General features: G+C 61.5%; 16 protein-coding genes. 8 read left to right on the top strand and 8 right to left on the bottom strand.

Going from position 1 to position 16,417, the window contains the following annotated elements:
- The first annotated feature begins 117 nt into the window (after nucleotides 1-117).
- Nucleotides 118-1,002, top strand: a complete 885-nt coding sequence (locus tag DLM46_RS14850; RefSeq protein ID WP_115101493.1) for a LysR substrate-binding domain-containing protein — start codon at nucleotides 118-120, stop codon at nucleotides 1,000-1,002.
- A 79-nt stretch (nucleotides 1,003-1,081) separates the two neighbouring features.
- Here the strand turns inward: DLM46_RS14850 and DLM46_RS14845 are convergent, their stop codons facing one another.
- The 8 genes from DLM46_RS14845 to DLM46_RS14815 form a co-directional block, all read right to left on the bottom strand.
- The gene (locus tag DLM46_RS14845) at nucleotides 1,082-1,306 is read right to left on the bottom strand and encodes a hypothetical protein (RefSeq protein ID WP_115101543.1); all 225 of its coding nucleotides are present in this window, start codon (nucleotides 1,304-1,306) and stop codon (nucleotides 1,082-1,084) included.
- Nucleotides 1,307-1,424: 118 nt separating this feature from the next.
- The gene (locus DLM46_RS14840; RefSeq protein ID WP_115101492.1) at nucleotides 1,425-3,539 is read right to left on the bottom strand and encodes a phosphocholine-specific phospholipase C; all 2,115 of its coding nucleotides are present in this window, start codon (nucleotides 3,537-3,539) and stop codon (nucleotides 1,425-1,427) included.
- Between the two features lie 27 nt (nucleotides 3,540-3,566).
- Nucleotides 3,567-3,737 carry a hypothetical protein gene (locus DLM46_RS39425; protein WP_165847978.1) on the bottom strand — a complete coding sequence of 57 codons (171 nt, stop codon included), beginning with the start codon at nucleotides 3,735-3,737 and terminating at the stop codon, nucleotides 3,567-3,569.
- 244 nt (nucleotides 3,738-3,981) lie between these two features.
- Nucleotides 3,982-4,401, bottom strand: coding sequence for a hypothetical protein (locus tag DLM46_RS14835; protein ID WP_115101542.1), 420 nt, complete (start codon nucleotides 4,399-4,401; stop codon nucleotides 3,982-3,984).
- A gap of 50 nt (nucleotides 4,402-4,451) precedes the next feature.
- The gene (locus DLM46_RS14830) at nucleotides 4,452-6,905 is read right to left on the bottom strand and encodes a penicillin acylase family protein (protein ID WP_244306218.1); all 2,454 of its coding nucleotides are present in this window, start codon (nucleotides 6,903-6,905) and stop codon (nucleotides 4,452-4,454) included.
- A 162-nt stretch (nucleotides 6,906-7,067) separates the two neighbouring features.
- Entirely contained in the window at nucleotides 7,068-7,460 is a 393-nt protein-coding gene (locus DLM46_RS14825) for a 2-oxoglutarate dehydrogenase (RefSeq protein WP_244306216.1), read from the bottom strand.
- A gap of 61 nt (nucleotides 7,461-7,521) precedes the next feature.
- The gene (locus DLM46_RS14820; protein ID WP_115101490.1) at nucleotides 7,522-9,336 is read right to left on the bottom strand and encodes a S10 family serine carboxypeptidase-like protein; all 1,815 of its coding nucleotides are present in this window, start codon (nucleotides 9,334-9,336) and stop codon (nucleotides 7,522-7,524) included.
- A 593-nt stretch (nucleotides 9,337-9,929) separates the two neighbouring features.
- Nucleotides 9,930-10,790 carry an MBL fold metallo-hydrolase gene (locus tag DLM46_RS14815; protein WP_115101540.1) on the bottom strand — a complete coding sequence of 287 codons (861 nt, stop codon included), beginning with the start codon at nucleotides 10,788-10,790 and terminating at the stop codon, nucleotides 9,930-9,932.
- An 87-nt stretch (nucleotides 10,791-10,877) separates the two neighbouring features.
- Between DLM46_RS14815 and DLM46_RS14810 the strand changes: the two genes are divergently transcribed.
- The 7 genes from DLM46_RS14810 (at nucleotide 10,878) to DLM46_RS14780 (ending at nucleotide 16,389) form a co-directional block, all read left to right on the top strand.
- Entirely contained in the window at nucleotides 10,878-11,213 is a 336-nt protein-coding gene (locus DLM46_RS14810; RefSeq protein ID WP_115101489.1) for an ArsR/SmtB family transcription factor, read from the top strand.
- Nucleotides 11,210-11,644, top strand: coding sequence for a YeeE/YedE family protein (locus tag DLM46_RS14805; protein ID WP_115101488.1), 435 nt, complete (start codon nucleotides 11,210-11,212; stop codon nucleotides 11,642-11,644). The genes DLM46_RS14810 and DLM46_RS14805 overlap by 4 nt, the downstream gene beginning before the upstream one ends.
- A 1-nt stretch (nucleotide 11,645) precedes the next feature.
- On the top strand, nucleotides 11,646-12,077 hold the full coding sequence (locus tag DLM46_RS14800; protein ID WP_115101487.1) for a YeeE/YedE family protein: 432 nt from the start codon (nucleotides 11,646-11,648) through the stop codon (nucleotides 12,075-12,077).
- A 343-nt stretch (nucleotides 12,078-12,420) separates the two neighbouring features.
- Nucleotides 12,421-13,683, top strand: a complete 1,263-nt coding sequence (locus tag DLM46_RS14795) for an ABC transporter substrate-binding protein (protein ID WP_115101486.1) — start codon at nucleotides 12,421-12,423, stop codon at nucleotides 13,681-13,683.
- Between the two features lie 131 nt (nucleotides 13,684-13,814).
- Nucleotides 13,815-14,684: a branched-chain amino acid ABC transporter permease gene (locus DLM46_RS14790; protein WP_115101485.1), complete on the top strand. Its 870-nt coding sequence runs from the start codon at nucleotides 13,815-13,817 to the stop codon at nucleotides 14,682-14,684.
- Nucleotides 14,684-15,643, top strand: coding sequence for a branched-chain amino acid ABC transporter permease (locus tag DLM46_RS14785; RefSeq protein WP_115101484.1), 960 nt, complete (start codon nucleotides 14,684-14,686; stop codon nucleotides 15,641-15,643). The genes DLM46_RS14790 and DLM46_RS14785 overlap by 1 nt, the downstream gene beginning before the upstream one ends.
- Entirely contained in the window at nucleotides 15,640-16,389 is a 750-nt protein-coding gene (locus DLM46_RS14780) for an ABC transporter ATP-binding protein (RefSeq protein WP_115101483.1), read from the top strand. Before DLM46_RS14785 ends, DLM46_RS14780 begins: the two co-directional genes overlap by 4 nt.
- Nucleotides 16,390-16,417: the final 28 nt, after the last annotated feature.

Here is a 16,417-nt window from a genome sequence, read left to right as displayed (position 1 = left end):
CGGAAGGTTTCGAATGGCTTGCAATTGTGCGGATACGACATGGCGTGGTCATGAAAAAAACGTACAAAACACGCATTGCGCTGTGCGCATCCGGAACACTTCGACGCCAATCCTCCGATGAAACACCTTTACCCGAACATCACCGAACTACTTGCTTTCGCAAGCTCGGCCAAGCATCTGAACTTTTCCCGCGCGGCGCGCGAGCTCGGCCTCTCGCCGAGCGCCGTCAGCCGGCAGATCGCTGCTCTCGAGAGTTCATTCGGTGTGCAGTTGTTCATCCGCGACGGCCGCAACCTTGTGCTCACCCGGGCGGGCAGTCTCTACCTCGCGCGGGTCGGCAACCCGTTGCGCGACATCGGCAACGCGTCGCTCGAATTGATGAGCGCGGCCGGCCAGAGCGACCTGCTGACGATCGCAAGCGTCCCGACTTTCACGACCAAATGGCTGATTCCCCGGCTCCCGGATTTTCTGTCTCGCACGCCGGGGATCACGATCAGTTTCAGCCGGCACCTGGCGCACGGCGATCCGTTCCCACTGGATCTGGATGCCGCCATCCGCTACGGCGACGGCAGTTGGGAAGGCGTTCAATGCGACTACATCGACGGGCGTACTTTTCTTTTAGTCTGCGCGCCCGATTATCAGGAGAGTCATTCGTTGCGCCGGCCGCAGGACGCTGCGCGGGTCCCTCGCCTATTGCACGGCCAGGCTGAACGGGTATGGGGAGAATGGGCCGAGTTCTACGGCGTACACGGCATGCAGGTGCTCGCGGGTCCGCGTTTCGAGCAATACTCCGTGCTGATCCAGGCGGCTCAGGCAGGACTCGGACTGGCGCTCATCCCCGCGTTTCTGGTGCGCGACAACCTGGCCGCCGGCAGCCTCATCGAACCCCTGACAGCCCCGATCGACGTCGACCAGGGACACTATCTCTGCTATTTCCCGGAGCGTCTCGAGGCACAACCGGGTTTGAAGCGCTTCCGGGAATGGGTATTGTCTCGAGTCTGATGTCCCGGCAAAACCCGGCTAGAAAAAACAAAGCGGGTCAGCCCTGTGTGGGACTGACCCGCGAACGGCAAGCACGACATCAAGCCTGTGGATCGGTGCTGTCCGTAGCCTGCGTATTGTCGGCGTCTTCTTTCTTCTCGTCGTCCTTCTTCTCGATCAACGACTCCAGCGCACCGGCACCTTCAAAACCTGCTACGGCTGCGATCCCTTTCGTGAGCAGACCAGCGTCCGGATCGACTTTTTCTGCCGCTTCAACGGCGGCGATTGCGCCTGCAATCTTGCCTGCCTCATCCAAGAGTCCCATATCGACCTCCTCGCGAAATAAATGAAGTTGCATCCTCTCACGAACTCGACACCTTGTCGCCAAATGTCAAATCGCTTTTGTCAGTTTCGACGATGAAATGAATCCTTAATCCAGGCTCTCAAATCGCCTTCGTCACCGGCGCAGTCGCGGCCGGATCGGTGATGCTCGGCTTGCCGGTCTCGACGTGACCCGCAATGCGCCGCAACCAGCTTGCATTGCCGGCCGCTGTCAGCTGAAAGTCATACCACTGATTGCTGCACGAAAGGTCCCAGTGGGCCTCCACGCTCTTGCCTGCCGGCACCGTCAACGTCACCGGCGGCTGGCCATACGCGAGGTCGGCCGCGGTGACTGTGAGCAGCGTGGTCCCAGCGTTGGACACGGTGAGATAGACGTTGCCGTTGGCCACGTCGTAACACGTCACGACGTCCGGTTTGGCAGCGGCCTCTGTGCTGGACGATCCCGCGAAGCGCCGGAAATATCCATTCGGGCCGTAGACGTTCACCATGTAATTGCCGTTTGCGTCGAACGTCCACGTATCGGTCAGCTGCTTGCCGGCCTCGACGGTATAGCGGCGCGGCATCGCCGTCGGGTCGCCCGTATAGACCCAGAAATGCGCGCCTTGCTTGCCGGTGTTGGCAAACGTCAGCGCATACCCTTGCGACTGCAACTGACCGTTCACATGCAACTCGTACGGCAGCGCACGCGCAAGCCGCGTGCCCGGCTCCTGCGCCGCCACGACCTGCTGGGCGGTGCTGGCGGGCGCGGCCTGAGCCGTCGAGCGCGCGCATTGCGTATCGGCCTGAGCGACGTACGTTTGAGTACTCGGCAGCGACGGCACCGTCGAGTCCGGCTTCGAGAAGTCGAGCGTCGTGGTGAGATCGCCGCAGATCGCGCGGCGCCACGGCGAGATATTGGTTTCGACTACGCCGAAGCGCTTTTCGATGAATTGCAGCACCGACGTGTGATCGAACACCTGCGAGCACACGAAACCGCCCTTCGACCACGGCGACACGACCGTCATCGGCACGCGCGGCCCGAGACCGTAAGGCAGGTTGTCGGCGGTGTACGTGCTGGCCTGCGTCGCGGTCACGACGTTGTGCCGTTCGAGCGTGATGTCCACCGTGCTCATGCCCGAGCCCGGCAGCGTCGGTGCTTGCGGCGGCACGACGTGATCGAAGAAACCGTCGTTTTCGTCGTACATGATGAAGAGGACGGTCTTGCTCCATACGCCGGGATTCGACGTCAGCGCATCGAGAATCGTGGAAATGTAATTGGCGCCGTAGAGCGGCGTGAATTTCGGATGCTCGGAATAGGCGGCAGGCGGCAACAGCCACGACACCTGCGGCAACGCATTCGCCTGCACGTCGGCTTTCAATTGCGTGAGCGTGCGCGTGCTCATCCCCCGGGTTTGCAGCGACGACCCAGCCGGCGCATTCACGAAGTTCTGGAACGAGGCCAGCATGTTCGTGCCGTAGTTGCCGTTGAAGTTGTCGAAGCCGGTGCCCTGCTGATAGATCTGCCACGAGATGCCGGCCGTCTCCAGCCGCTCGGGATAGGTCGTCCAGCTGAAGGGCTGCAGCTTGATGCTGTCGAACTGATTGTCGATGTAGTCGATATTGTCGAGCAACGGGCCACCGCCCGTGCCGAGCGGATCGACCATCCCCGTCATCAGATACATGCGGTTCGGGTGCGTGTTGCCCGGAATCGAACAGAAGTAGTTGTCGCACACCGTGAAGGCATCGGCGAGCGCGTAGTGGAACGGAATGTCCTCGCGCACGTGATAGCCCATCGTCATGTTGGTCTTTTGCACGGCCCACTTGTCGGCGCGGCCGTTGTCGATCGCGCCGTGCGTGGTGCTCCACGTGTGCGGCAGGCCGCCGATACACTGCGCGTTGACATTCGGATTGCTCGTGTCGTAGCGGAACGGCGCGATCACTTTGGTCTGATCCTCCTGGCGCGGCTGGAACCACACCGGCTGGCCGTTCGGCAGCGTCACGGGGAAGCGGTCGTTATAGCCGCGCACGCCGCTCAGGTGACCGAGATAGTGATCGAACGAACGGTTCTCCTGCATGAAGACGACGATGTGCTGCACATCCTGGATCGTGCCGGTGACCGAACTCGGCTCGATGGCCAGTGCCTTGCGAATCGATTCAGGAAAGAGGGTGGTGGCGGCTGTCGCGCCGGCGAGTCCGGCGGACAGCTTCAGAAAATCTCGACGAGTTTTGGCGACCATGCGATGGACCTGGTTTGAATTCCGGCGTCAGGAGGCGGGCGGGACGAAGCCCGGCGGGCAGCTCATGCGAGCGTCGGTGACTGTGGCGTTGCCGCACGCCGCCTTGGGCGGGTCGACACTGTTGCCGCATGCGCCGAGCAACGCTGTTGCAGCAAAGAGTCCAACGAACGCGAATAGCCGGAATGCCGACGTCGGCATGAGTCTCTCCGTGGAAATGGCAGGCAGACGCGATCGCACGTCGACGACCGCATACGTTCAGGCGCACGCGGTACCGAGACGATAATTTCTGTTTGTTACATGCGAGTGTCTTGTTGGAAAGCTGGCGGATGAAGACAGATTCATCCTTCCAACGGCATTGACCTGATATCCGACTATCGATGTCGAAGCCATGCCGAGGCCGGCATCGACTCGCGGCCCAGCATCGCGACGATCCACGCGCCAGCTAGCGCGCAGGTGGCTGCGGATTGTGCGCCGGGTTGGTATCGAACCTGGTGACGCTGATGATTCCGCCGTCGCCGACCAGTGCCAATAGTTCGGTCTCCATCAGATCGGCGATTTCCCTGCCGTAGACCTCGTTGCCGTCTACATAGACAGTGAAGGACCGTAAATACCTGGCCTTTTTCTCCGGGTTCTCAATCGTCTCCCGGGTCCATTGATACAGCGGATAGTTTTCCGGACCCATTCTTTCCGCTTCACTCACGTAGTCGGCGAACGCATCGAACTGACACTTCAAGGACGCGTGATGCCCGCGCAGAACATCGCCGAGCGCAGCGTGCGACGAGCACGCCGGGTCCGTGCGCAGCGCGCCCGCGAGTTCCGCCGAGACGGCGATCCTTAGCTGAAACTGCCATGCGTTTTCCATTTCGACCTCGGTGTCGGACTCCATCAAAGCGCCAGGCGCGGCCCGCGTTCTCACCCGTGCGAAGGCGTAAGCCGAAGCCGTTTGCAATCGCACTGCTCGATGCTCCGCGCGTCGGTCGGAATCGTGACGTAGCGGCCGCTTGCCCACAGTCGCGTCATATCCGCGTACCACCCGGAAAACCGGTTGCCCGATTCGCCGACCGGCAAGACGAAGCGCGCGGCCTCAGGGTGCGCCATATCCACCACCATGCGCAGCGCCGCTGCCATGCGCGTCTGATACGGCGTTTCATCGTTGCTGAAGTCGTTTCCGCCCACGTTGACCGTCATCATGTCCCCACCCACCGGCACGCGCACGTCGAACCAACGCGCGAGCCACGAGACCTGGTGAAACGGCCGGTGCGGCGCGACGGCCGCATGCGCTTCACCCCAGCGCCACGCGCTCATGTCGCTGCCGTAGCGTTGCTTGAGATCCGCTAACGCGGCCTGCAGCGATGCGGCGACCTGCGGTGCGCACGGCTGCGCCGCCGTCGCGTCCGAGCCCTTGCCACACCATACGGCGCCGATTGCCGGGTCGCGCAGTGTGTTCAGCAAGGCCTGATGCAGGTTGCGTTGCCCCCAGTACTCCTTGAACAGCGGGTGGCCAATGCGTGGCTCGAAGATCGCACGCGTCAATGCACGTTCCCACGCGTCGGCGATCAGCGCCTCGGAACGGTCGGCGCGCGCTTCGCCATCCCACTTCTTCAGCAATGCCAGCGCCTCCACCGCGTCGGGATCGTTCAGCGTGCCGGTTTGCGCCGTCACCAACGGCAGCAGCTCGTCCATCGACAACGATTGGATGTCCGCCTGTATCGCCGCGAAACTGTCGGCGGTATGTTTTTGGCGCGCGTCGAGCAAGGCCGTGATCCGCTTGTAGCGATAGGGCAGCGCCCATTCCCCCGTCAGGAAATACGGGTAGTCCTTCGCGACGATCCGGTTGTTCGCGGTCACGACCTGCCCTTGCGGCGGATTGAACGCCTTCGGCAAATCGGCAAACGGCACGAAGCCGTTCCAGTCGTATCGCGGGTCCCAACCCGGCGCGGGCGCTTCCGTCATCAGATCGTTATCGGGGCTGCGCAGCGGCACGCGCCCCGGCGCGATGAAGCCGATATTTCCGCCGCGATCCGCGTAGACGATGTTCTGCTGCGGGGCGTAAAACTTCGCCGCCGCATCGAGGAACGCGTTCCAGTTGTTCGCATGGTTGAAGCCGATGCCGGCTTCGACAGTCTTGTCGTCCGGCATCAACGCCGTCCATTGCAACGCGAGCACGTATTGTCCGGATTTGCCGAGCGCATCTTGCGCATTCGCGGAGACATCGCTGATGACCGGGCCATGACGGGTTTCGCGCACGCTCCAGCGCAACGGCGCCTGCCCCTTGACCTTGATCGTTTCGATCCGCGTGGCGAACGACGCCCAGCCGCCCGGTGTGCGGTATTCGTCAGGCCTCGCGGGATTCACCTGCTCGATGAACAGATCCTCGACGCTCGTACCGGTATTCGTGAAGCCCCACGCAATCTGATCGTTGCGGCCGATCAGCACCACCGGCAAACCGGGAACCGTGCCGCCGACCACACTCAGGCGATCGGACTTCAGATGCGCCAGATAGAACAGCGACGGCGCTGAAAGACCGAGGTGCGGATCGTTCGCGAGAATCGGGCTGCCGCTTTCCGAGCGGCTGCCGGACACCACCCAATTGTTGGAACCGAGACCTTCAACATGCTGCGAGGGCGCGGCGGCGAGCACGTCGGCGGATGCGGCGGCGAGCTTCGACACGTGGCGATACAGCGGCACGTAATCGGTCGTCGCCATTCGCGTCAGATCTTCCGGTGCAGTCGTGATCAACTGATGGATCTGCTCCAGCGGCAGTTTCTGGGCCAGCCGCATCCGCTCGATCTGCATTCCCATGTTGCCGCTGAGGTCCCACGCCAGTACCGTGAGCCACGCGACGGAATCGGCCTGCGTCCACTGTGCGGGAGCGGGCGCGCGGGTCAGCAGATACTCGATGGGCAGCGGCGTGCGGCGCGTGCTCAAGTAGTAGTTGATACCCGCCGCGTAGCGATCGAGCACGAAGCGGCCGTCCGGCGACAGATTGCGATAGATGCGTTCGGCATTCCGCATCACGCCGAGTGTGCGCATGAACTTGTCGATCGGCAAGGCGCGCTCGCCCAGCACTTCGGCGAGCGTGCCTGAAGCAATGCGCCGGTCCATGTCGAGCTGCCAGAGCCGGTCCTGCGCATGGACGAAGCCCAGCGCGAAATAGGCGTCGCCGTCGTTGCCGGCAAGGATATGCGGGATGCCGTGGGCGTCCCGGGCGATCTCGACTTCGCTCGCGAGCCCGTTCGAGCCGCTCACGGCGATGGCGCCGTCCAGTTTCGGCAACGACGCGTAGCCATATAGGCCCATACCCAGAGTCGCCGCCACGATCAGCAGGATGACGACGAGTAACAACCAGCGCAACGAGCGATTCACCAAGGCGTCCTGCTCCTCATGAAATAAACGGCTGAGAGCTGCACGAGCAGTGCGTAGCTTACCGTCTTCAGGGGCACGACGTTATTCTGCTTCGGCCAAGGTGGGCAAAGCGGCGCCGGCTGGACACAACCGGCGCCCTGTCAATCGAGCGGTGCCAATTCGCTACTTGCCTTGTTGCTGAAGGTACTGTCTGACGTCGCTCATCGTCACACTCCCCTTATGGCTTGTATCGATCTGGTCGAAGTGCTTGGCGACATAGCCGAGACCCTGGGTTTGCGCCTGTGCTTTCGTCACCGCCGCGCCGTTGCCAAGAGCGGAGTCTGCCCCCAACCTCGCTTCGAGTCGCTGCTGGGCCTGCTGCTGCAGCGTTGTGCCGGTCGACGGCGTGATGGGCTCAGCACGGTTCTGCGGAAAGAACGGCCCATCGACTCCCTTGGCTCCGCCAGGCGGAGTCGCCGGCGCCACCGCTTGAGGCGGCAGCGCATGCGCGCTGCCGCCCAGGCAGCCCAGAACGATCAATGGGGAAATACGCCGCAACATATCGAAAAGAGACATGATTACTCGCATTGATTGAGTGAACGGAGTACCACGGAACGGACGAGTCGCATCCCATCGGTCACGGCGTCGTGACTTGCGCCGTGGTGGTTGGCTGATTGGCGGGGCTTTCGTCGCGCCACGGCGGCGGCAGGGTCCAGAGCGCGAGCGCATCCGGAAGCGGTGTGCCCCGATAGAAGCGCACCAGATCCCGCTTCATCCGCGGGCGAGCGCCGTCATCCAGATAAGTCATGTGGCCACCCTGGAAGAAGTTGACCTGCAAGTCCGGATTGAGGCCAGGTACCGTCTGAAGCCGCGCCAGCTGTTTCTCCGTATTGAAGAACGGCGTGGCCAGATCATGCAGGCCGTTTTCCGAGAGTACCCGGAGCTGCGGGTTCAGCGTCAGCGCGCCTAGCAGATCAGGGATCGTATCGGGCAGAGGCTGACCGTCATGCGAGAAGTCCCAGACTTGAATGATATTGTCGTTCAACGGCAGGTAAGTCGCATTGGGCGCCGAATATCCAAGATAGTCAGGCAACTGTGTCGCCAGCGCCGTGGTGAACGGCTGCGAGATCAGAATATCGGATGGATCGGAGTCGTTTTGCAAACGCGGATCTGAATTGGGCAATGACACACGTCCGTCGTACCGGCCTATCGTCGTGCCGGGTATGAGGGTGGTCGAGAAAGGATTGACATTGAAGTAGCCTTGCAGCGCCTGCAGGGTCAGACCGGATGGCAGCGTCCACGCCTGAAGCGTTGCCGGACGGGGGAATACCGGTGTACCCAATGCATTCGGGATGCCAAGCTGACTGAGTACCCACGACTGCGAGAACCTCCTGAGCCGATCGTATTCAGCCGTCACGAACAGCTCCGTCTGCAGGGCATAAAGATCCTGATTGACCGGCGCCGGCGAGGCCTGGTTATAGTAGGCCGCCACTGCCGCGTAGCCCGGAAAATATCCGGCCAGGGTATCCGTATCGAGCGCGAGCGCGCTAGTCGAGTTCGTGATGGCGACAGCTTCGATCGCATCCGCAAAGTAATTCAGGATTGCGGACTGAAGCACGATCCCCGTCACATGGATGCCCGCGGATTCCAGCGCCAACGCCAGAATATCGGTGCGCGGTGTGCCGTAAGACTCGCCATACAGATAAATCGGAGAGCTGCCGCGGTTATTGACCGTCAGATAGCGCTCGATGAAATCGCGGATGATGTTGACATCCGCATCGGTGCCCCAGAACTTCTGGTTCGTGTTAGGCAGAATCGCCTCGGATAGCCCCGTTCCTGGCGGATCGATAAACACCATGTCCGTGGTGTCGATCAGGCTTTCTTCATTGTCGACCAGCGGGTAATTGGGCCAGTTCCCGAAGACCGGGTCGGATGTCGCTACCCGCGTCGGCGCAAATGATCCGAGACGCAGCCAGATCGAGGAAGAACCCGGCCCACCGTTATAGATAAAGGTGACAGGCCGCGATGAACCGTTCGCACCCGGCGCGGTATACGCGACGTAGGACATCGTGGCTTCGGGGTTGCCCTTCGAGTCGGCGGCCGTCAAATGACCGGTTGTGGTCGTGTAATTGACCGGCGTTCGACCGAACGGCCATTGGTAGTGCATGACTGCCGCATTCTCCGAGACCTGGGACGGGTCCAGGCCGTCTTTGGCGTTGCCCGAATAGGCAACAGGATCGAGGTAGGTCTGATTGGCCGTCTGCGACTGCGTTTGTCCGGCAGACTGCTGTTTCGCCGTCTGTTGCAAGGCTGCGGCGGTATTCGTCGACGAACCACTGTCCGTTCCTCCGCATCCCGCAATAAACATCATCAGGATCACTAAAATTCCCAATCCAGACAACCCGCGTTGCCGATGATGGTGACTTCCGGTAAGACCCTCGTCTCGTTTCATCTCTATCCTCGGTGGTGAGTTTTAGCTACTTTTTTTCACAAGGGCCGCTATCGCCGAAGAAATGCGTCCGAGCTCATGACACTCGCGTTGCATCGCAGGCAGACAGCGGTTGAGAGCCAACTTGTTTCAAAGAACATCGATCCAATTAGCTATGCTCTTTGCTTAGAATGTCTAAATATATGGATTGGATATTCCGGTTCTTCCGGGGAGATTACTTTCAGGTAATTATTTGTAATTGGCGGCAGATGAAAAATAGGTGACGCGGTGCGCGTTTGTCAAGGAATTGCCGCATTTCCGTAATTCCATGAAACAGTTTCTGTCGAACATACCGGCATCGACGCGTTGATGTAAATTCGCCCGATTTTTATTACAAACAAAATGGTTCTGTTTGCTAAATGTTAGAGTTGGGCAACGTCGTGAATCGGCCGCTATCGTGGCAACGCAACCGGTAGCTATACAGTCTCGCTACAACGTCCCTGCCAGCCGCCACGTAACCTGATACTCACGCGCCGACTTACGACTCGACGTGAAGCGAGCCGCGTTCATTCTTGAACTCTCAGCACCGGGGCATGGAGGCGCTCGCCATGCAAGTTCTAAAACGCGTCGAGCGGAATCTTCAGGTACCGCGTGCCGTTATCGTCGGGCTCAGGCAATGAGCCTGCACGAATGTTGACCTGCACGGCGGGAAGAATGAGCGTAGGCATCTCAAGCGTCCGGTCGCGTGCGGTGCGCATTGCGACGAACGCCTCTTCGGAATTGCCGTCATGCAGATGAATATTGCTTTTGCGCTGCTCGGCTACGGTGGTTTGCCACTGTGGTTGACGCGAATGCGGCGGATAGTCATGACACATGTAGAGCCGCGTCGCTGCCGGCAGCGACAATAGTTTGCGTGCCGAGCGATAAAGCGCATGCGCATCGCCGCCCGGAAAGTCGCAACGTGCGCTGCCTACGTCCGGCATGAACATCGTGTCGCCGACAAAAACCGCGTCCTCGATCTGATAGGCCATGTCGGCCGGCGTATGTCCGGGCACGTGTATCGCGTGCGCGCTCAACGCACCGATGGCGAAGGTTTCGCCGGTTGCAAACAGATGATCGAACTGCTGGCCGTCGTCTCGCACCTCGGCGCCCAGGTTAAAGACAAGTTTGAATACGCCCTGCACCGCGCGAATGCCATCGCCGATGGCAATCTTGCCGCCCAACCGTGCCTTCAGATATTGCGCAGCCGACAAATGGTCCGCATGAGCATGCGTTTCCAGCAGCCATTCGACACGCAACGCATGCGCCTGAACAAAGTCGACGATCTTGTCCGCTAAGCGAGTCGAGGTGCGGCCAGCCTTCGGGTCGTAGTCAAGCACCGAATCGATCACTGCGCATGCAGATCCATCGCCTGCGTGAACGACGTAGCTGACGGTGCACGTGACCCGATCAAAGAACGCTTCTACCAGTGGTTTCATCGCACGCTCCATCCAATATATTGAAAAACAATATATATTCTCATATAATGTTAGTCAACATACTGTCAGATCTAAGGACGCTGATCGATGAACACGCCGCTGTCTCCCACCGCGCTCGCCGCGTTACGGCAATCCGCGACGAAATGCTGCGCCCTTCTCAAGGCCATGGCGCAGGAAGACCGTTTGATGTTGCTATGTCAGTTGATCGAAGGCGAGCACAACGTCGGGGAACTGGAAGAAGCGGTCGGACTTCATCAACCGAGCCTGTCGCAGCATCTTGGCGTGCTGCGCGAGGAAGGCCTCGTCAGTGCGCGGCGCGAAGGGAAGTACATGTACTACAGCCTTGCGGGCGCCGAAGTCTTGAGCATCATGCAGACGCTGTCCAGCCTCTATTGCGGCAAAGTCAAAGGACGCGCGAAATGAGCCTCGATGTCGCCCACTTCGCGCCCCTCCCCGCGCTGGCCGGGGGCTTGTTGATCGGGCTTGCGGCGGCGCTGCTCGTACTTGGAAACGGCCGCATCGCCGGCATCAGCGGGATTCTGGGCGGCCTGCTCGAATCGGCCTCCGGCGATCGCGCCTGGCGCGCTGCATTCGTGCTCGGATTGTTCGCCGCGCCGTGGGTCTTCAAGCTTTTTGCGCCGCTACCCGCCGTGACGATTGCATCGTCGCCGCCTGTGCTCGTTGTAGCTGGCCTGCTGGTTGGGATCGGTACCCGCTATGGGTCGGGTTGCACCAGCGGTCACGGAGTATGCGGTCTCTCACGCGGTTCGGTTCGCTCGCTTGCCGCCACGGCAACGTTCATGGCGGTGGGCTTTGGCACTGTCTTCGTTGCGCGTCATCTACTGGGGTTTTGACATGCTGAAGCTAAACGCGCTGCTGGCCGGGCTGATATTCGGCGTGGGACTGATCGTGTCCGGCATGGCGAACCCTGCGAAGGTGCTGGGCTTTCTCGACGTCGCCGGCAACTGGGACCCGTCACTGGCATTCGTCATGGCCGGTGCGATTGCAATCGGCTTCGCTGGCTTCACGGTTGCGCGCCAGCTCAAGCACAGCCTGTTGGGCGCACCGATGTCAATGCCTGCCTCAACGCGCGTCGACCGTCGCTTGCTTGCCGGCAGCGCACTATTCGGTGCAGGCTGGGGTCTGGCAGGTTTTTGCCCGGGACCGGCCCTCGTGAGCGCCGGCAGCGGCGAGTCGAAAGCGATACTGTTTGTCATCGCCATGCTCATTGGCATGAAGATCTTCGCTCTGGCCGAGCAACGCTCTGCCCAAACCAATCGACCATAACCTCGCCTACGCCATCACTGCACTGCAGGGTGAGATCGTCACCATCTTGCTCGACAAGCATCCCGAAGTTTCCTGGCCGCGGATGCATGATGCGGTCGTTTGATCAGATATTTCATGCTTCGAGTACCGTGTCCATCTCCGGGGAGAGTGAGGGGGACATCGACTCCAACCCGTTGTTGGCACCTCGCGAAAACGGATAGCCGTTAGCCGGCCGGCGGGATAACGATGACTTGTGAATCCCATTTAACAAGATCAAGATTGTATAGACCGAAGATGCTCACGCTTCGGTTCGGGATTCAAGCGCTTGACCGGTTCTACATGAGAAAAATCAGGGAGAACCCCTATGAAAGCTCCGGGTCATATCCGCGCCGTCGGTCGTCGCACGGTGCTCAAGGGGGCCGCTGCTGCCGCAGTGCTGCAGCTCGCCTCACCCTTCATCATCAAGGCACGCGGCGAGTCGCCGCTGCGCATCGGCATGGTCGATCCGTTGACCGGCGTTTATGCTGCAGTTGCACAGAATGAAGTGACGGGCGCCAGGCTCGCCGTGCAGCAGGTCAACGCCAACGGCGGCATTCTCGGGCGCCCCATCGAACTACTGGTGGAAGACTCGGCGAACGACGTCGGCACCGGCGTGCAGAAGGCGCGCAAGCTGATCGATCGCGACCAGGTCACGTTTCTGATCGGCGACGTGAATTCCGGCATCGCCCAGGCAATCGCCCAGGTCACCAACGAGAAGAAGGTGTTGCACATCGTCTCGGGCGGCCACACCGACACGATCACGGGCAGCGATTGCAAGTGGAACGTATTTCGCGTCTGCAATACGACCAGCATGGAGGCCAACGCGGTCGCGGACCTCCTCTTCACCAAGTACGGCAAGAAGTGGCATTTCATTACGCCGGACTACGCCTTCGGCCATACGCTGCAGAAGGCCGCGCTGGCGGATTTGCAAAAGCTCGGCGGCACGATGACCGGCAACGAGCTCACGCCGCTCGGCACGACCGATTTCTCCGCGTACCTGATCAAGGCGCGCGCCGCCAACCCCGATGTTCTGCTGGTGCTGCCGCAAGGTTCCGACATGGTCAACTGCCTGAAGCAGATCGCGCAGTTCGGCATCGGCAAGCAGATCCACGTTGCCGGGCTTCAGCAGGAACTCGAATCGCTCGCGGCGATGCCACCGGAGGCGCGTGTCGGCATCTGGATGTTCGAGTGGTACTGGAAGCAACCGGGTGTCGCGGGCGTCGAGAAGTTCGTCGCCGACATCCGCAAGATGAATGGCGGCAAGGTCCCCACTGCACGCCACTGGTTCGGCTACACATCGGTTCATACGCTCGCCGCGGTCGCCAACAAGGAAAAGAGCCTCGATGCGAAGAAGCTCGCCGAGGCGCTCGGCGGGTTCGAACTCGCGGACGACGTCAAGCTGCAGCCCAACAAGTGCTACTACCGCAAGGGAGACCATCAGCTGATGACCTCCTCGTTCGTCGGCGAAGCGCTGTCTCAGCCGGCGGGCGACCCGGAGGATCTGTTTCGTGTCGAGCGCGTGGTCGCCGGCGACAAGACTGCGCCGCCCGAAGCCGCGACCGGCTGCAAGCTTCAGTGGCCGGTCTGATCCCGCGGACGGGGTCGGCGCGGGCGTGCCGGAAACCGTTGCCATAAACTTGCCACGCAGGCGTGGCGACACAGCGGCCCAAGCTGCCCGACGCGGCTCGTGCACGGGTTGCGTCAGGACATGAGCGGCCGATGACTCAACTACTCCTTTTCAACGTCACCAACGGGCTGATCATCGGCGCGTTTTACGTACTGATGGCGCTTGGCCTGTCGCTCATTCTCAACTTGAGCAACGTGATCAACTTCGCCCATGGCGGCTTTCTCGTGATCGGCGGCTACATTGCCTATACGATCACGCCGTATGTCGGGTTCTGGGGTGCATTGCTGATCGCGCCGATCTGCACGGCCGTCATCGGTCTCGCCGTCGAGCGTGTGCTCATCAGACGCGTCTACGGGCGCGATCCGCTCTACAGTCTGCTGCTGACGTTCGGCCTCGCCTTCATGATCGAGGACGGCACCCGCTTCATCTGGGGTGCGCAGGGCAAGCCCGTGACCATTCCGACCGCGTTGGCCCAGCCCTTGAGCAACGACCTCTTCTTCATTACCGGCTACCGCCTGTTCATGGTCGGCACCGTCACTATCGCGGTTGCACTGCTCTTCATGCTGTTGCGCTACAGCCGGCTCGGCATACGCATCCGGGCCGGCACGCTCGACCTCGAGACCGTTGCGGCGCTCGGCATCAACGTGGGCAGGCTGCGCGCGCTCAACTTCGCGGTCGGCATCTTTCTCGCCGGTTTGAGCGGCGTGCTCGCCGCGGGCCAGCTCGGGCTGGAGCCGACGATGGGAACCGGCCTCCTGATGCCGAGCTTCATCGCCATCATCGTCGGCGGGGTGGGCAGCCTCACCGGTACGCTGCTCGGCGGCTTGCTGATCGGCGTCGCCTCGGGCATCACCGCGGTGTTCCTCCCTGCGGCGAGCGAGGCCATCATGTACGTGCTGATGGCTGTGGTTTTGCTGATCCGGCCGCGCGGCCTGCTCGGCGAAGAAGGCATGATGACTTGATGAGCGACTACCTCCACCCTCCCCGGCTGGTCGTCATCGCAGCACTCTGGGCAGTGCTCTTGCTGGCGCCCTACTGGATGCCGCTGCTCGGCGGCTACACCGCGCTCGGCACACGCGTGCTCGTGCTCGGACTGGCAGCCATGTCGGTGAACTTCCTGCTCGGCTTCACCGGTGTGCTGTCCTTCGGGCACGCGGCGTATTTCGGGCTCGGCGCCTATGGCGCCGGCCTCGCGCTGAAGTTTCTCGCGCCGAGCACGCCGCTCGCGCTGCTGTGCGGCACGCTGCTCGGCGGCATTGCCGGGATGCTGCTGGGCGCGCTCATCGCGCGGCGACGCGGCGTCTACTTCGCGATGGTCACCATCGCCTTCGGGCAGGTCTTCTATTACATCGCCTTCCAATGGAGCTCCGTCACCGGCGGCGACGACGGGTTGCGCGGCTTTTCGCGCCAGCCGCTCGATCTCGGCGTCGCCCGGATCGACATCCTGTCGAACGCCGACGCGTTCTACTACTTCGTGCTGTTCTGCCTTGCGCTGGTGATCGGCGCGATGGGTTTCATCCTGCGCTCCCCGTTCGGTCGCACCATGATCGCAATCCGTGAAAACGAGCGGCGGGCGCGCTTTCTCGGCATTCCCGTCGACCAGCATATCTGGATCGCCTTCACGCTGTCCTGCTTCTTCATGGGGTTCGCCGGCGCGCTCTACGCTCTCCTGAACAACTTTGCCGATCCGCGCGGGCTGCACTACAGTCAGTCGGGCGATTTCGTGATGATGGCGGTCATGGGCGGCATGCGCAGCTTGTGGGGACCGCTGCTCGGCGCCGCGGTATTCGTCGTGCTGCAGGATTATCTGTCGAGCGTCACGGTCAATTGGATGTCGTTCGTCGGCATGCTGTTCGTCGCGATCGTGCTGTTTTTCCCACGCGGGCTACTCGGCTTCATTCAGCGCAGGAGCGACTCATGAGCGTGCTCGAAGTCAGGTCCGTCAGCAAGCGCTTCGGCAGCCTGGCCGCGGTGCGCGACGTATCGCTCACGGTCGAGAAGGGCGAGCTGCGCGCTGTCATCGGGCCGAACGGCGCCGGCAAGACCACTTTCTTCAATCTCATCAGTGGCTTTTTCCCGCCGAGCATGGGAACCATCGTGTTCGACGGTCTCGACATCACCGCGCTTCCTGCGTATCGGCGCGTGGCGGCCGGCATCGCCCGCACGTTCCAGATCACCGAGATTTTTCCCGAACTGACGGTATTCGAGAACGTGTGCATCAGTGCGGAAGTGACGGAGGGTTTTCGCTTGCGCCCGTGGATCGGCAGCACCGAGCGGGCGCGGGTTCGTCGTCACGTCGAGGAGACGCTCGAGCTCACGGGCCTTGCCGGCAAATCGCACCGGCTGGTCGGAGAACTGCCGCACGGTGACCAGCGGGTTGCCGAAATCGCGATGGCGCTGGCGCTGCGGCCGCGCCTGTTGCTGCTCGACGAGCCCACCGCCGGCATGGGCGATCAGGAGACTCATGAGATTACGCAACTCGTGCGCCGCCTGCATGGCGACCGCAATTTCACCATCGTGCTGATCGAGCATGACATGCGCGTGGTCTTCCATCTGGCCGATCGAATCACGGTGCTCGACCAGGGCAGCGTCCTCGCCGAAGGCTCGCCGGAGCAGATCGCTTCAAACGAGGCCGTCCAGGCCGCCTATCTGGGTAACGCAGCATGAGCGCCGCGCCGGACCGCTCCAAGCAAGC

This window comes from Paraburkholderia lacunae (assembly GCF_003353175.1).
Lineage (GTDB): Bacteria > Pseudomonadota > Gammaproteobacteria > Burkholderiales > Burkholderiaceae > Paraburkholderia > Paraburkholderia lacunae.
Note: the sequence above shows the minus strand (reverse complement) of the source record. Positions and strands in the feature narration are given on the sequence as shown.